This window comes from Streptomyces sp. NPDC002144, from assembly GCF_053593695.1.
The window spans coordinates 256,300-273,134 of the sequence record NZ_JBSFDB010000005.1 but is presented as its reverse complement, the minus strand read 5'-3'; the positions used below and the strand labels follow the sequence as shown (position 1 = coordinate 273,134).

Sequence of the window (16,835 nt, the reverse complement as noted above, 5' to 3'; positions counted from 1 at the left end):
CGGGAGTTGGCCCACCGATGGCGTGGGCGCGGCGAATGGGACCGGGGTGGCCCAAGGGGCGTCTGCCGTGCGTGTGCCTTGATTACGTTGAGGCCGTGTGGAACCAGCAGCAGCCACGGGACGGCAGAACCGGCACTTCCCAGCAGGCGCCCCCGGCGCCCCGCACCGCCGGACCACCCGCCCATCCCCTGCTCGCCTTCCAGCAGTCCGCGGGGAACGCGGCCACGGCCCGGGCGGTGCGGCGGGCGCGCACCGATCGCTCCCGGCCCGCACTGCCGGGCATCGAGGAGCGCGCCGAGGCCGGGTTCGAGCTGCCGTCGTACCTGATGGGGCTGGAGGCGGCCGGGCTGTCGACGGCGTACGGGCTGACCGGGCACGAGTTCGTGCGGCACGCCGTGGCCGCCGCGGTGGGGCACGCCGACGGCACGGTCGGTGACATCGCGGCCGAACTGGCCGGACGGCCGGAGAGCTTCTTCGGACAGGGCCGCGCCTTCGCCGTGCGGGGCCGCACCGGCAAGGAGTGGTACGACGTCACGGTCGCCGTCCGCCGGGCCCCCGACGACCGGCCGCCCGTCTTCCGCTCCAAGGACCTGCCGGCCGCCGCCGTCTCCGGCACCGACGAGGTGGCCGAGCTGGAGGATCCGGAGGGCAAGGACACCAAGGTCGACGTCCAGCACAACACCGCGGCCACGGTGAGCAGTACGGCCGGCGGCTCGTCCTCCAAGGGCGTCGGCGGGCTGGCGTTCGGGCTGGCTCCCGTGGCGCCCGGCCTGTGGGTCGGCGGCGCCACCACCGGCAACGTCCAGCCCTGGCAGTCCTCGCGGGAGTCCCGGCACCAGAGGAACGTGGCCGAGCCGCGCGTCCTGCGCAGCGACAAGGGCTCGGTCGAGGTCCACCGCAAGGTGGTCTACGAGGTACGGGTGCACAAGACCGGCACCGAGGAGACGCAGACCTTCCGGGACAAGGGGACGCTCACCCAGCGGGTGCCGACCGAGCATCTGGTCCCGGTCGGCACGGGCGCACCGGCGCCCGGGCGGCCGCTCGCCGCGGACACCGCGCACAGCGTCTCGCTCGCCGACTCCCTGGCCCCGGTCGCGATCACCGACACGGCGGCCCCGCACCAGAGCGGCCGTGGGCTCTTCGACGCGGTCGCCTCCGTGCTGCACCCCTCGCTCACCGCGCCGGGCGCGCCGGGCCGGGCCCGGCTGTACGAGGCGACCGCCACGGCGACCGTGCTGGAGGACATGCCCCGGCTGCTGCGCGATGGCGTGGTCGGCGAGGACCTGCAGTCCAAGGACGGGAAGACGGCGGGCAGTTACCACCTGCGGGCGGCGCTGACCGGCCTCTCCCCCGCCTGGGGCACCGGCAAGACCCAGCTGCGCACCCATCAGCAGACCCAGCACACGGTGACCGAGTCCGCGGGCAAGGGCCGGGCCGTAGCCGCCGGTCTGGGCCCGGCGATCGGTGTCGGCGCGGCGGGCAACGCGGCCGTGGTGCGGGGGACCGCGATGCCGGTCGCGGCGGCCCGCAAGGCCCGCTTCAGCGTGACCGAGCAGACCGTCTCCACCCGGCAGGGCGCGGAGGTGCGGGGCGAGAAGGTGCTGTACTTCGGGACGGTGCTGTTCACCGCGGAGGGCACGGGCCCGCGCTCGGCCGAGCACATCCTGAATCCCGGGCGCCGGGTCGCCACCCACTCGATGAACGTGTGGATGAGCCTGCGGGCCGACGAGGCACAGGAGTTGGGCCTGCCGCTGCCGCAGGGCACCAACGCCGGGCCGTTCGCCGAGAAGCCCCGGCGGACCGACGAGAACGGCGAGGAGGCGGAGGTCGAGCGCCATCTCCCGTACGGCGCGAAGGGATCGAGTGTCACGCTGAGCCGGCTCGACACCGGGCCCATGGTTCGGGCCGTGCGGGAGCTGTTCGCCACCGACCCGAGGCTGGCGGGCTATCTGCCGGCCCTCGGCGCCACTCCGCCGGCCCTGCGGACCAGCGACGAGGAGGCCGAGGCCCAGCGCCGCAACTACCGCGAGCTGATGACCGTCCTGTCGGAGACCAACCTCCGGGTCAACAAGGACCAGTTGCTGTCCACCGGCATCCGGGTGCGGCTGCGCCGCAAGACCTCCCTGCACTCGCACGACGTGCAACTCCTCGTCAAGGGCGAGATGTCGGACGCCGAGTACCAGGGTGACATCAAGGACTGGATGGTGCGCGCCCACTCCGGCGTCACCAGCAACTCGACCAGCGGGCGCAGCAGTTCGCGCTCGATCGGCGGTCTGGTCCTCGGACAGGCCCGGCTGATCCCGGGGGCGCTGACCGGCGCGGCCCGCTACGAGAGGCACAGCACCGGCACCCGCCGCAACCAGGCGGGACCCACGGGCCGTTCGGACATCCTGACCAACGGCTCGGAGACCGCGAGCGCCTTCGCGGCGGCCCTGAGCATGCACGTGGACGTCACCATGACCTCCCGGCCCCGCAAGCTCGCACGCGGCCTCAGCGTCGGCTCGCCCGGCCAGGACGCGCCGGACGCCAAGCTGCTGGCGGGGCTGCACATGGAGCCGCAGGACGTACGGCTGCTCACCCCGGCGGAGTTCACGCTGGACCAGGAGGGCCGGGACCGGCGGGACGCGGTGGCGGGGGCGCGCAGGGCGCAGGCGCCCGCCCCGGATCACGCCTTCAACGCCGAGGGCATCGGCGACCTGGCCTCGATCACCCCGCGGCCGTCCACCGGGCGGGCGCTGCGCGACTGGCAGTTGGTGGAGAACCTCGACTCGGAGCCGGTCCGGGCGCTCGCCTTCCAGCTGCTGGCGCAGGCCGCGGCCCGCAACAAGGGGCTGCGAGAGGATCCGGCGCTGGCGACGGAGGGGCTCGCGCCCCGGCTGGCACTGGAGGACCGGTTCGGCGAGCGGGCGGTCAAGGCGGCCCTGAGGCAGGCCGCGTCCTCCGGCTGGGTGGTGAAGAACCTCCGCTATCCGCGCCGGCTCGCGGCCCTCAACGGCGCGGTCGGCACCCGGCTGACGCTGGCCAACCCGAAGTTCGTGCACAAGGGCGAGGGGCCGGGCACCGAGACCTTCATCCTGGGCGGCCACCAGTCCGCCGGTCAGGTGGGCCAAGGGACCACCAGCACCGTGCAGTTCGGGGCGACCGGCTCCGAGAACGGCCCCGAGTGGCGCACCGGGCAGGGGCTGTCGACGTTCCGCACCACGGGCCACGGTGACAGCCGGGCCGCCGCGCTGTCCGGCACGGTGGAGCGCAACGCGCACACGCCGAAGAAGGCCCCGCTGTATCTGGTCCAGTGCGATGTGCTGGTCAACATGGTCGCGGAGGTCAAGGTCACCGGCGGCGGCCCCTATGTGAGCCAGGGCGCCCGCACGCTGCCGGGCGCTGCGGCGGTGTGGCTGACGGAGGCACAGCTGCCGCAGCGGATCAGGCGGCAGCTGAACCTCGACGCCGACGCCGACCTCGTCATGCGCCCCCCGGCGGCGCCGGGCGCGAGCAGGGCGGAGAGTTCCCGGATGGCCGCCGAACGGGCGCGGGCCACCGCGGGTACGTCCTCGTCCGCGCCGGCCCGGAGCAGCGGTGGACCCGCGTCCTCGCGGACGGATCGACCCGGCTTCGGCAGCGGGCTGCCCCTCGGCTTCGGCATGGTCGAGGACCTGCCGGACTTCGTGCCGCTGCTGGGACGGCTGCGGTCCGACCTGGTCCGGAACCGGCACCAGGACGTCGCCGACGACCTGCTGCCCCGGCAGCAGCTCAAGGACCGCAACGACAACGTGCAGCGGCTGCTGCGCGTCCTGGACCGGGACGGCTCGGCCGGGCTGCTGTCCAGCGCCATGGACGGCGGGGTCACGGTGGAACTGCTCGACGGCCGCAGGACGCCCTACTGGGCGGTGTTCCGCGTCGACCGCAGGGGCGAGGGCGCGTACACGGGCGACGCGGGCGACGGCCGGGACATGGAGTACATCACCGCGGCCGTCTCCCAGCAGGCCGTCTCCCACGACGAGGGCACGGTGACCGGCGTCGAGGGCGTCCTCGCCGGATCGGGCAAACCGGACGGGGGTGCCGGGCAGTTGAAGAGCACCGGCGGCGCGGCGGGCGTCGGCTACGCCTCCGGCGACTCACGGCGCAGCGGTGCGGCGAGCCGTGGCCAGCTCGGCATGAAGACGGTCGCCGAGGCGAAGTCCGCGCCGTCCGCCAGGATGCGGCTGCCGGTGCGGGCGAGCCTCGAACTGTACAAGGGCGGTACCCGGCTGGCGCTGGCCCGCATGGACAACCTGGCGCTGACCCACCGTGTGCTGCACAAGGACCTGGCCGCGCTGAGCCGGGTGACCGCACCGGTGCGGGCCACGGCGCCCCCGGTGCGGGGCCCACGCGACGACGGCCCGTCCGGACTCGGCTCCTGGCACGCGGGCGGGGTGCGGCTGCCGATGGAGGCGCAGGTCAACGGCTTCCAAGGGGCGCCCAGGGTACGGGAGTTGGTGACCGCGGCGGTCCGGCAGGCGGGCGGCGGCGAGCGGTTCCGGGACAAGGGACAGGCCGCCGCGTACGCGCTCAACGAGGCCGTCTCCACCGAGTGGATGATCGCCGCGCTGCCGCTGCTCACCTCCGCCGGCGTGGGCCTGCCGCCGGTGCACGCCTCCGGCGCGGAGGGGCAGGACCTGCGGGCCTCCCTGCACGCGCGGATGCGGGACGGGCGGGTGCTGGGCCTGGGTGACACGATGACGTTCGAGACGGTGGGCCAGAGCCACCTCCAGGCGCCCCGGCCCACCCAGACCGACGGCGTGAGCTCCGCCGAGCACGGCAGACAGGCCCGGGCGCTCGGCGGCGCGGGGCTGCTCAACGCGGACGAGTTCCGGCTCAACCAGCTGATGGCCAATACGGGCGGATCGGGCGGTGTCTCGGACGCCGCGGCCAACTCGGCGGGCTCGATGCCGCTGCACAAGCCGAAGATGAAGGCGGTCCTGGTCCAGTTCACGCTGGACGTCAGGGTGGTGGCCAAGGTGACCAACCGGGTCCGCAGCGGCCGTACGAACACGGCGGTGCGCGAGCTGACCCTGCCGACGCCGGTGGTGATCCGTATGCCGGAGCCGATGGTCCGCCGCATGCTGACGACGGAGGGCGCGCGACTCCAGGACCCCGACAACCACTTGGGCGTCACGGCGACGGTCGCGCCGCCGCCCCCGCCGGCCCCCTAGTCGGCGCTCAGCGCCTCTTTCAGCTCGCCGCGCCGCCGGATGCCCAACTTCTTGTAGGCGCTGGTGAGATGGGTCTCCACGGTGCGCCGGGCGAGGTGCAGCAGCCCGGCGATCTCGGTGTTCGTGCGGCCGTCGGCGGCGAGGCGGGCGATGCGCAGCTCGCTGCCGGTGAGGGAGCCCGAGCCGGTGCGGACGAGGGCGGGGCGACGTGCGCCGCCCTCGCGCAGCGCCTCCTCGGCGAGCTCCCGCAGCCGCAACGCGCCCAGTCTTTCGGCACGTTCGGCCGCCTCCCGCAGACACTCCCGGGCCCTGCCGCGCTCCCCGGCGGCGGTCAGCAGCCGGCCCTGCGCCAGCAGCGCGGCCGCCAGCTCCGGTTCCGTCGCGGCGGGCGCGTCCCGCAGCAGTCGTACGGCCTCCTCGGTCAGCTTCAGGCCCCGGCGGCCGCCCGTGACGGAGCCGAGGGTGCGCAGGGCACGGCCCACCGTGCGGGGCGTGCCCCATTCGCGGGCCAGCCGCAGCTCCTCCTCGGCCAGGGCGAGGGCCTCCTTCGGGTTGCCGAGGGCGAACCAGCACTCGGCGGCGGCCGACCGCCACGGGGTGACGACCGGACTGACCACCTCGCGCGCCGACTGACGGCGCCCGCACTCCATGAAGTCGTGCAAGCCCCCCGCCGGATCGCCCGCGGCGGCGCGCTGCACCCCACGCGCGTACAGGAAGCGGTTCAACTCCCAGCTGTCCGGGGCCTCGCGCAGGTCGAAGCCGTCCGCGAGGCGCTGCGCCTCCGCCGCGCGGCCGGTCTCCACGAGCGCCAGCAGGATGTGGGCGTGCGCGTTGGAGGGGCCGGTGGCGGGCAGCACGGGCGGTTCGGCCGGGAGGCGCCCGAACTCGCCGCGGGCCGCCGCGATGTCGTCGCGGGTGCTGAGCAGCGCCTGGTGCATCGGGTGCAGCAGCCCGGGGCGCTGGCCGGCCAGGCCGCGCTCCACCAGCCGTTCCGCCTCGTCGAGTTCGTCGGCCCACTGGGCGAGGGCGGCGGCCGTGCCCAGCAGGAAGGGCTCGGTCAGCGGGTCGGCGGGCTCGGCGAGCAGGGCGCGCACCCGGTGCATCGCCTCGGCCGCCGAGGTCAGTCCGGCGGTGGCCGCGTACCGGACGAGAAGGGCCCGGGTGGCCGGGCCGAGCAGCTCCGGCGCGTTCTCCGCGGTGTCGCACAGCTCGCGGTACACCTCGCGGCGGACCGTCTGGTCCTGTTCGGAGAGCAGGGCGGAGGCGCTCTGCAGAGTGGCGGCGAGTTCGGGCCGGTCGGCGAGCTGTTCGCCGACGGAGCGCAGGACGTCCACGGCGGCGCGGGGCCGGCCGCGCCCGGCGAGCGCGGTACCGAGGGCGATCGCCGCGCGCACCCGGTCCTGCGGGGTGCCGGGCAGCCGCAGCGCCTGGGTGAGCCGGGGGATGCCGGCCGAGGATGTGCGGTCGGCGACCTCCAGGGAGCCCAGTTCGGTCAGCAGCCGCTGCCGGCGCTCGTCGGCCAGCGGCTCGTCCAGGGCCCGGCGCAGAAAGGCCACCGCGTCCTCGGCGCGGTCGTCGCGCAGGGCGAACGAGGCGGCGTCCTGCAGTACGGTCGAGGCCCAGGGGGCGTGCACCGGGTCCGCCAGCAGCAGTTGCCGGGCCACGGGTTCGACGGGGGCGCCGCGGTGCAGCATGGTCTCGGCGGCCGTACGGTGCGCGGCCCGCCGCCGGGACACGGGCACGCCGGTGAGCACGGCGTCCCGCAGCAGCGGATGGCCGTAGCGCGGGCGGCCGTGGCCGTCGGGGCGCAGCAGACCGAGCCCGGTCATGGCGGTGAGCCAGCCCACCACCCGGGCGGGGTCGGCCCCGGCCAGCTCGGCGAGCAGGGCGCCGAGCCGCTCGGGGACACGGCCGAACTCGGGGGCGGAGCGCTCCCACCGCTCGTCTGAGCCGCTGAAGGCGCCGCGCACCTCGCCCAGATCCGTGTACGCACGGCCCGTTCGGGACGGCCCCTTGTGGTCCCAGCCCTCGTCGAGCACGGCCAGGACGCGGGCCACCTCCGCGGTGCCCGGACCGGCGCTGTCCAGCCACCAGGACACGGCCGCCGGATACGCCCCCGGATACAGCGCGGCGCAGCTCTCCGGCACGGACGCGGGCTCGCTCGACGCCCGCAGATCGTCGAGGAGGGCCCGCAGCAGCAGGGGGCTGCCCGCGCCGGCCCGGACGCAGTCGTCCACCCAGGACGCGGCCACGCCGGGGAACTCGGCGCGCACCAGGGCGGCCGCCGACTCCGGGGTGAGCGGGGCGAGGGTGTGGGTGCCGACGAGGGCCGGCGAGAGGGTGTGGGTGAAGCCCGGCGCGGGCAGTTCGACGTCGTACTGGCTGCGCTCGGTGACGGCCAACAGGATCGGCAGGGCTAATCGGTCCACATGGCGGGCGTACTCCACCAGCCAGCGGTACGAGGGCGCGTCGGCGAGGTGGACGTCGTCCACGGCGACCAGCAGCGGCGAGCGTTCGGCGCGGGCGTCCAACGCCCTTTGCAGCACGGCGCCCTGCTCGCGTTCGGTGTCGGCCGCGTCGAACCCCGTCACCCGGCCGAGGAGTTGGAAGACGGCGGCGAAGGGCACCGCGGCGTCGGCGGGGGCGCAGCGGGCGCGCAGCACCCGCATGCCGTGCGCGGCGGCGGCCTCGGCGGCGGCCTCCAGCACGGTGGTCCGGCCGGTGCCGGTGGCGCCGCGCAGCAGCACCAGACCGCCCGCCCCGGTGCGGGCGCGCGCCGCGGCGTCCGCCAACAGCGCGGCGGCTTCCCGGTGTTCGCGCGGCTGCTCACCCTGTGCTAGGGCCATGCCTGCCTCCTTGCTCGGACCGGACGTGTTCCGCAGTCGAGGACGGCCCTCGTCCCGCGGCGGTGGCGTGACAAGTCCCACGGCGGCCGGATCCGGCCCTCGCGGAACCGGGCGGCCGGCCGCCGTCGTGGTAGTCGTACGGCCGATCTCGTGGTGCTGCTCGTGGTCCTCCACGATTGCGGCCGCCCCACCCGTCACACGAGTGTGGGAAACGCACGCCTGTCACCAACCCCCCAGAGGTTGCGTGCACGTGGACATAGGGGAAACGCTTGCTCAGCTCATCGCGGACCACACGCTCCGGTACGGCCGAAGTGCCCGAGCGGATACCCGTGGCGGTGCTCGCCTCCGACCCGATCCTGCGCGAGGGGGCGACCGGCCAGCTGCGCCGGTACCCCGAGATCGACCTGCGCGAGGAGTCCGGCCCCGGCACGGTGGCGCTGCTCGTCGGCGACGCGCTCGACGAGACCGCGCTGACCCGGCTGCGCCGGCTGGTGCGCAGTGAGGGGGCACGGGCGGTGCTCGTCGTCGGCTCCCTGCGCGAGAGCGAACTGCTCGACGTGATCGAGTGCGGGGTCGGCGCCATCGTCTGGCGGCACGAGGCCACCTCCACCCGGCTGGTGCAGGCCGTGCTCGCGGCGGCGCGCGGCGACGGCGATCTGCCCGCCGACCTGCTGGGCCGGCTGATCAACCAGGTGGGGACCCTGCACCGCAGCGCGGCCGGACGGCCCGGCGGACCGTCCTCGGGACTGACCCCGCGCGAGGTCGACGTGCTGCGTCTGGTCGCCGAGGGCCTCGACACCGGAGAGATCGCCGGCAAGCTGTCCTACTCCGAACGCACCGTCAAGAACGTGATCCACGGGCTGACCACCCGGCTGCATCTGCGCAACCGGGCGCACGCGGTCGCGCATGCCCTACGGGAAGGCTACATCTGACCGAACGGGCAGCCCACTGCGCCCCCTTGGGCAGCGGAGTGCGCCCGTGAGCCGTCCCCCGCGCGCCTGCGCGGACGGCCGGGACGGAGGGCAGGATCGGGTACGGCAGCGGGTTTCATGCGGTGCGGGGCATCGCGGGGCGGGAGCAAGACGGTGATCCACGAGGTGGACGAGGTCCTCAAGGGCCTGCTGAGCGGCGGCGCGTTGTCCGGCTCGGGCATCGACGTCGCCTTCGACGCCCCGACCCGCGACTGGGCCGCGCGCCGCAACTCGCCCACGATCAACGCCTACTTGTACGACATCCGGGAGGACATCAACCGCCGGCAGCGGGGTCATGTCGCCGTGCACGACGAGCGGGACGTGATCGTCAAGCGACGCCAGCCGCCACGCTGGTTCCGGCTGTCGTACCTGGTGACGGCGTGGACGAAGCGGCCGCAGGACGAACACCGGCTGCTGTCCGCGGTGCTCGCCACACTGATCCCGCGTGAGCTGATCGGACCGTCCGAACTCCCGGGCGCGCTCGGCGCGCTGGGCCTGACGATCCCGTTGTCGGTGGCCGGAATCCAGACCGAGTCCCGCTCGCTTGCCGAGATCTGGTCCGCGCTCGGCGGCGAACTCAAGCCGTCCCTGGACCTGGTGGTCACGGCCCCCTTCCCGGCCTACCCCGAGTACGACGCCGGTCCGCCGGTCACCGAGGGCGCCGCGGTCCGCGTCCGCACCCTGGACGACGCCCCGGTCACGGACGAACGCGCCCACCGCCCGGCCCAGGTGGCGGCAGCCAGGGAGGCCCGAGCGGCGGCCCGCACCACGGACCGGACACCGTGACGCCTCGTACCCCGGGGGCCGAGGCGCCCCACGTGCCGTACGACATGGCCGAGTTGGCCGAAACCGATCCCACCGTCGCCCTCGTCGCGCGGCTCCAGGCACTGCGCGAGCGGGTCGCCCTGGTCGTGGAGCAGCGGTCCGCGGACGATCCGACGGCGGCCGATCCGCTGCGCGGGCTGTATCTGTCGGAGGAGGCGGTACGGCATCTGCTGCGGCCGGTGCCGCCGGTGCGGCTCCCTCTTCCCGACTCCGCCGAGCAGCCGTACGACCGGCTGGGCGAGCTGTCCGCGCGGCTCGGGCTGACCGAGCTCGACGCGATGCTGCTGCTCATCGCCCTCGCGCCCGACCTGGACCGCACCTTCGAGCCGCTGTACGGCTACCTCAACGACGACGTCAGCCGCCGCCGGGCCACCGTCGCGCTCGCCCTGGACCTGGTCGGCGTCCCCGTCCACTCCCCGGCCGGACGGGCCCGGTTCCAGCCGGCCGCCCCCCTGTCCGCGCTCGGTCTCCTCACGGTCGAGGAACCCGAACGCCCCTTCCTCGGCCGCTCCTTGCGCGTCCCGGACCGTCTGGCCGCCCACCTTCTCGGCGACGACACCCCCGACGCGGCGCTCGCCGGGCATCTGCATCCGCTGAGCGCGCCGTCGGACGGCGGGACCGAGGACGAGTTCGGACGGTTCGTCGAACGGCTGGCCGCCCGCCTCGGCGCGGGCCCCCCGCTCACCGTCTATCTCCGCGAGCGCCGTGAGGGCGACGGGCTCGCTTGTGCGGCCGCCGCTCTGCGTGCCGCCGGCGTCCCCGCCCTGCGTTTCTCCGGGCCCGAGGACCGGGTCCCCGACCTGCTGCGGGAGGCCCGGCTGGGCGGGCTGACGGTGGTCGTGTCCGGGGTGCCGGACCAACCCGCCGGTCTGATACGGCAGTTGGTGGCAGCCGCCGACGTACCCGTGCTGATCACGGCCCCGCGCCCCTACGACCCCCACTGGTGTGACCACGACCCCCTCGTGCTGGACGTGCCCCGGCAGCACGCGGGGGCGGTGGACGCCTGGACGGCCGCGCTCGGCGCGGAGAACGTCCACGGCTTCGATCTGGCGGCCACCGTCGCCCCGTACCACCTCCCCGGCGAGCACATCTCCCGGGCGGCGCGGGCCGCTCTCGACCTGGCCCGCTTCGAGGGGACCCCGCTCTCCCCCGCCCATCTGCGCCTGGCCGCCCGGCAGCAGTCCGCCTCGGGGCTGGAGCAGCACGCCCGCCGGATCCGCCCGGCCGTGGACTGGACCGACCTCGTGCTGCCCGACCGCCCGCTCACCCAGCTGCGCGAGCTCGCGCTGCGTGCCCGGCACCGTGACCGGGTTCTCGGCGACTGGCGGCTGAGCGCCGGTGGTGGCCGGGGCCGGGGCGTGCTGGGTCTGTTCGCGGGCGAGTCCGGCACCGGAAAGACGCTGAGCGCGGAGGTCGTGGCCGCCGAACTCGGCCTCGATCTCTATGTCGTCCAGCTGTCCTCGGTCGTCGACAAGTACGTCGGTGAGACGGAGAAGAACCTCGAACGCATCTTCACCGAGGCCGACCGCACGGACGCCGTGCTCCTCTTCGACGAGGCCGACGCCGTCTTCGGCAAGCGCTCCGAGGTGAAGGACGCGCACGACCGGTACGCCAACATGGAGAGCGCCTATCTCCTCCAGCGGCTGGAGTCCTTCGACGGGATCGCCCTGCTCACCACCAACCTGCGGGCCAACATCGACGAGGCGTTCACCCGTCGGCTGGACCTGGTGGTCGACTTCCCGTTCCCGGACGCCGAGCAGCGGCTCGCGCTGTGGCGGCACAGCCTGTCCCATGTGCCGTGCGCCGAGGACGTCCAACTCGGGCCGGTGGCGGCCGACTTCGAGCTGGCGGGCGGTTCCATCCGCAGCGCCGTGGTGACGGCCGCGTACCTGGCCGCCGGCCGCGGCGACCTGGTCACCGCGACCGATCTGCTGGAGGGCGCCCGGCGCGAGTACCGCAAGGCCGGCCGTCTGGTGCCGGGCGAGGGCGCCTGGTAGCGGCGCCCTCCCGGATCAGTTCTGCACGCGCCACTTCTGGTTGGGTGTGCCGGAGCAGGTCCACAGCTGGAGCTTGGTGCCATTGCCGGTGCCGTTGTCCGTGGCGTCCACGCACTTGTCGGCCTGCGGGTTGACCAGGTCGCCGGCCTGGCTCAGGACGAACTGCTGGGCCGGGTTGCCGCTGCACCGCGCCAGCTGGATGTGCGCCCCGTCGTCCTTGGAGCCCCACGCCACGTCCATGCACATCCCGACGGAGCGGACGGTGCCGTCACCGCGGAAGTCCCACTTCTGGTTGGCGCTTCCGGCACAGTCCCACAGCTGCAGCTGCTTCCCGTCCTTGCCGACGCCGTTCTGCGCGTCGGTGACGTCGATGCAGCGGTTCGAGCCCTGCCCGATGATGAGTTGCCCCACGACGGGGGTCGCGGTCTTCCTGGGCGTGGCCTTCGAGGTCCCGCCCCCGGACTTCTTGCCACCGCCCGCGGACGAGCCGGACCCCTGCGAAGTCCCCGAGTCCCCGCTCCCCTTGGGCTGCTCGGCGCCACCGCCCTGCACGGGGGTGGACGCCGGAGGGGCGGCGGGCGTGAGGGCGGGTGTCGGCGTGGGCGTCGGGGCCAGTGTGTTGGCCGCCTCGACGGTCTTCTCGGTGGCGCCGGAGTTGACGGCGGGCTTGTAGGCGATCCACAGCATCACGAAGGTGATCCCGAGCGCCATGAAGACACCGAAGAACGTCGCAAGCCACCGGGGCAGGAACCCCCGCTGCAGGTAAGTCCCCTCCACCGGAAGCGGGTTGGTGCCCGAACGGACCACGTTCAGCGTGTAGGGATGCTGCTCCCTGCTCCCGAACCAGATGATCCGGCGCGGCTTCAGCGTCGCCTTCACGAACGCCGCACGCCCCGGCTCGATCTGCACATTGCTCGGATGGATGTCGTACGACAACTGATCACCGTTGTCGCTGCCGCCGATGGACGCCGTCAGCTTCGTGTTGCCCAGATTGTCCACCGCCAGCCGCGGCCGGCCCCGAAAACGCCCCTTCACCGTCGGCGGCACCAACTCCGCCCGCACCTCCGTGAACGGCGTGATCGTCAGATTCCCCTCCGGAACCGTCGTCGCCTCCGGATGCTCCGTCGGCGTGATCCGCACCGCATACGGATTCGGGCCCGCCGCCGCATCCGGCGTACGCGGCGGAGCGAACGTCAGCTCCACCGTCCCCGTCGTCCCCGGATACAACCGCAACGACTGCGGCTCGACCCTCGTCCAGGGCGCCACCGGCCCCACCGGCTCGAACCGGTACTCGTCCACCACGTCACCGGTATTGCGCAACCGCAACCGCACACGTGCACTGCCACCCGGGTCCACAGTCGCGGAGGCGGGTTCCAGGGAAGTCCACAGGCTCACGCGTCACACCGTCAGCTTGATCGCCTCGACGAAGCGCGAATTGTCGAAGTGGCCGGCCGTGTTGAGGTCGGGGCGGGCGTTGTTGCAGGTCTGGCCGTCCCAGTTCTGGCCGCTGATCTTGACCACGCTGCACAGCTGACCGGAGCCGACGTTCCAGACGAAGGTCACCATGTAGGGGGCACCCTCCTTGGTGCTGCCGATGTAGTTGTCCTTGCGGTCCGCGACGATGGCCGTCCAGTTCGGCTTCCAGGTGCCCTGGCCGTTGGTCGACTGGGGGTTGTAGACCATGGCGTTGCCGGCGGACCCCTGGACGCCGTACACCGCGACGTTGAGGGCCATGATCGCCTGGCCCTGACCGACCGTGCCGGCCACGGTGCCGTCGCACACCGGCTTCTGCCAGCCGTCGCCCTGGACGTAGGCGCGGTAGCAGACGTGCCGGCCGCCGGGGTCGTTCTTCGCCAGCCGGTTCACGGCGGTCGCCGCGGTGTCCGGCTTGGGCTTGGCCGGCTTCGGGGCCGAAGCACCGCCCCCGCCTCCGCCGCCGGATCCGTTCGCCCCTGCGTCGGCCCCCGAGTTGGCGGGCGGCGGGGCGCTGGTCGTGGCGGGGGGCGCCGGCATCACCGGCGCCGAGGTGGCCGAGGGGCTGGGCGCGAGGGTGGCACCGGCCTCGACGGTCTTCTCGGTGGCGCCGGAGTTGACGGCGGGCTTGTAGGCGATCCACAGCATCACGAAGGTGATCCCGAGCGCCATGAAGACACCGAAGAACGTCGCAAGCCACCGGGGCAGGAACCCCCGCTGCAGGTAAGTCCCCTCCACCGGAAGCGGGTTGGTGCCCGAACGGACCACGTTCAGCGTGTAGGGATGCTGCTCCCTGCTCCCGAACCAGATGATCCGGCGCGGCTTCAGCGTCGCCTTCACGAACGCCGCACGCCCCGGCTCGATCTGCACATTGCTCGGATGGATGTCGTACGACAACTGATCACCGTTGTCGCTGCCGCCGATGGACGCCGTCAGCTTCGTGTTGCCCAGATTGTCCACCGCCAGCCGCGGCCGGCCCCGAAAACGCCCCTTCACCGTCGGCGGCACCAACTCCGCCCGCACCTCCGTGAACGGCGTGATCGTCAGATTCCCCTCCGGAACCGTCGTCGCCTCCGGATGCTCCGTCGGCGTGATCCGCACCGCATACGGATTCGGGCCCGCCGCCGCATCCGGCGTACGCGGCGGAGCGAACGTCAGCTCCACCGTCCCCGTCGTCCCCGGATACAACCGCAACGACTGCGGCTCGACCCTCGTCCAGGGCGCCACCGGCCCCACCGGCTCGAACCGGTACTCGTCCACCACGTCACCGGTATTGCGCAACCGCAACCGCACACGTGCACTGCCACCCGGGTCCACAGTCGCGGAGGCGGGTTCCAGGGAAGTCCACAGGCTCACGCGTCGACGCTAGGCGGGCGCGGGCGGGCGGTCAGGAGTCTTCCGTGCACAGCTCCCTGCCCTCGGGGCCATCGAGGGCAGGGCCGGAGGGCTTCCGGCCCCCTCGTGCGACAGGGTCTGCCCCTTCGGCCGCGCCGTTGCGGCCTTCCGTACCTGGCGTCGGCCGGCCGGCCCGGGTATCGAGGAGTAGCCCTACCGCGTTCCCGGCCAGGAAGAGGTTGCATGCACACCCAGGACGGCACAAGAGTCACGGAGCAGCGGGCCGGTGGCGCACGGGTGACGACACCTCGCCGTACGCCGCCGCCCCATCCCGTCCCGGCCGTGACGGACCCACGGTCCCGGGGGGCGCTCAGCCCCGGCTCGATGGCCGCGATCCAGGCATCGGCGGGGAACGCGGCGGCCGCGCGGACGGTTCAGCGCACGGCGACCACCCAGGAGCCGGCGACCGGGACGCAGCCGCAGCACCAGCCGTACGAGCAGACCGTCGCCGAGTACCTCGCCGCGGGCGGACCGCAGAAGCTGTACCGGGCGATCCGGATCGAGTCGCAGGTCAAGCGCCGCCAGGACGCGTCGTCCGTCACGGCGAGGGCCGACGGGAACCTCGGCGAGGGGATCTCGACCTCCGCCGAGGTGAAACGGATCTACCAGACCCTCAGGCAGTGGCCGGAGGGCCGGGACATCGAACCCGTCGATCCGCACGCGACGTTGACCGTGGCCCACCACGTGGCGGGAGACAACTACGGCACGCAGTACATCTCCTTCAGCCCGAGCCGCGAACGGGCCACCACCTACTCCAGGTACAACTTCAAGGAGGGGCCCGCGGAGAACCTGGAATACGGCCAGAAGCCGCGCCGGGTCAAGCAGTGGGCCCCGGTGATCGAGATCGACGTGAGCGGCCTCGGCTCCGGGACCCGGCTGGTGAACCTCGGAGACCCAGCCGTCCACGGGCAGACCAACCTGGCGGAGCGGTCGGACATCGGTTCCATGGCGACGAGCGACCAGGAAGTGCTCATCAAGGGCACGATCCCGGCGGGCGCGGTCACGAAGGTGTTCGGTGTCGAGGACGCCATCAGGGAGATGGACCTCGACGCCCGCAGGAACCTCATGGAGCGGGAGTTCCGGCTCGGCCGCCGGGAGAACGACCGGGAGACATGGGACTCGATGTTCGAGGGGAACGTCCCCGAACACCTCCGGCAGTACTTCCAGCACCTCCAGGAGGAGCCCGAGGAGATGGCGCCCCGGCCCGCGGCGCCGAGCAGGCGGCGCCCCGCGTCGCAGTCGCCGGTACGGCCCGACGACGAGCCCGGGACCGTCGTCCGGAAGCCGAAGAAGAAAAAGAAGGCGAACCCGAACCTGCTGAGCTTCCGGGACGACGAATAGGCCGGACTCGGACCGTCAGGCGCCGCCCAGGTCCGGGGCGGCGCCCTGGGCCATCCTGCGGCCGTTGGCGGCGGCCCTGCGCTCGAAGGGGTCGCCGGGGTCGGAGACCCGTGCGCCCGAGCCGTCGTCGGTGCCGGCCACGGGCCCCGAGCTCTGCTGGTGGACGTGGTCGATCTCGTGGAACAGCGTCTCGTCGTCGATGCCCTGGGCGCCCACCACGATGTCGGAGCCGGAGGTGTAGGCGCGGGCACCGTACTCCAGGGCCGAGCGCTGTGCCACCGGCCCGGAGTGCACCCGGACATGGGCGAAGCTCATGCCGTACGCCTGCTCCGCCTTCGCCTGGATCCGCGGCTCCAGCCGGCTGCCCGGCGAGCTCGTCGCCTCGAACACCGACGCGCGGCGCTGAACGGCCGGCTGCGCGGACGCGTCCCGCTGGACCTCTGCGGTGTGGCCGCAGTCGGGGCCGTGCTCGTGCCGCGCCTCCTGGAGGGCGCGCGTGACGGCGGCGTTGCCGGCGGCGCGCTGCAGGGCGAGCAGCGGCGGCAGCGGGGCGGCGGACCGGGCGGGTGCGGGTGTGCGGTCGGCGGACGAGCGGTTCTCTTCGTGTGCGCGCATGGGCCTTCCCGGTCGCGGACGGGATGTCTGACTCCCGGGATAACGGCTCGGGCGCAAGAGGGGAAGGACCTCAGGGGCAGACCCGCGGGCAGATCCCGCGGCGGAGCGGGGCGCGGGCAGCACGCGACTGCCCTTGGGGGCAGCCGGGTTGCCCGAGGTCCGGCACCGGAGGCCGTTTCC

9 protein-coding genes are annotated in these 16,835 nt (G+C 73.7%); 5 read left to right on the top strand and 4 right to left on the bottom strand.

Translation table 11 applies throughout. From position 1 onward, the window contains the following. The first annotated feature begins 95 nt into the window (after positions 1–95). The gene (locus ACWCQ1_RS10270) at positions 96–5,192 is read left to right on the top strand and encodes a hypothetical protein (protein WP_451026239.1); all 5,097 of its coding nucleotides are present in this window, start codon (positions 96–98) and stop codon (positions 5,190–5,192) included. On the opposite strand, the gene ACWCQ1_RS10265 is transcribed toward ACWCQ1_RS10270, so the two are convergent. Continuing rightward, positions 5,189–8,038, bottom strand: a complete 2,850-nt coding sequence (locus ACWCQ1_RS10265) for an AAA family ATPase (protein ID WP_451026238.1) — start codon at positions 8,036–8,038, stop codon at positions 5,189–5,191. The two genes, ACWCQ1_RS10270 and ACWCQ1_RS10265, sit on opposite strands and share 4 nt — an antisense overlap. Before the next feature lie 269 nt (positions 8,039–8,307). Between ACWCQ1_RS10265 and ACWCQ1_RS10260 the strand changes: the two genes are divergently transcribed. The 3 genes from ACWCQ1_RS10260 (at position 8,308) to ACWCQ1_RS10250 (ending at position 11,831) form a co-directional block, all read left to right on the top strand. Beyond that, the gene (locus tag ACWCQ1_RS10260; protein WP_358595805.1) at positions 8,308–8,970 is read left to right on the top strand and encodes a helix-turn-helix transcriptional regulator; all 663 of its coding nucleotides are present in this window, start codon (positions 8,308–8,310) and stop codon (positions 8,968–8,970) included. Between the two features lie 153 nt (positions 8,971–9,123). Continuing rightward, positions 9,124–9,795: a DUF4255 domain-containing protein gene (locus ACWCQ1_RS10255; protein WP_133047379.1), complete on the top strand. Its 672-nt coding sequence runs from the start codon at positions 9,124–9,126 to the stop codon at positions 9,793–9,795. 44 nt (positions 9,796–9,839) lie between these two features. Continuing rightward, positions 9,840–11,831 (top strand): ATP-binding protein, encoded by a 1,992-nt coding sequence (locus ACWCQ1_RS10250; protein ID WP_358595998.1) that lies wholly within the window; start codon positions 9,840–9,842, stop codon positions 11,829–11,831. Between the two features lie 15 nt (positions 11,832–11,846). Here ACWCQ1_RS10250 and ACWCQ1_RS10245 read toward each other — a convergent pair whose 3' ends face one another. Both ACWCQ1_RS10245 and ACWCQ1_RS10240 read right to left on the bottom strand, forming a co-directional pair. Further along, positions 11,847–13,226 (bottom strand): ricin-type beta-trefoil lectin domain protein, encoded by a 1,380-nt coding sequence (locus ACWCQ1_RS10245; protein ID WP_451026237.1) that lies wholly within the window; start codon positions 13,224–13,226, stop codon positions 11,847–11,849. A gap of 3 nt (positions 13,227–13,229) precedes the next feature. Next, a complete protein-coding gene (locus ACWCQ1_RS10240; RefSeq protein WP_451026236.1) occupies positions 13,230–14,660 on the bottom strand; it encodes a hydrolase in 1,431 nt (476 codons plus the stop codon). Positions 14,661–14,981: 321 nt separating this feature from the next. Here ACWCQ1_RS10240 and ACWCQ1_RS10235 point away from each other — a divergent pair, with 321 nt between their 5' ends. Then, on the top strand, positions 14,982–16,040 hold the full coding sequence (locus ACWCQ1_RS10235; protein ID WP_358595796.1) for a hypothetical protein: 1,059 nt from the start codon (positions 14,982–14,984) through the stop codon (positions 16,038–16,040). 15 nt (positions 16,041–16,055) lie between these two features. On the opposite strand, the gene ACWCQ1_RS10230 is transcribed toward ACWCQ1_RS10235, so the two are convergent. Beyond that, positions 16,056–16,655, bottom strand: coding sequence for an eCIS core domain-containing protein (locus tag ACWCQ1_RS10230; protein ID WP_358595793.1), 600 nt, complete (start codon positions 16,653–16,655; stop codon positions 16,056–16,058). Between the last annotated feature and the right edge of the window lie 180 nt (positions 16,656–16,835).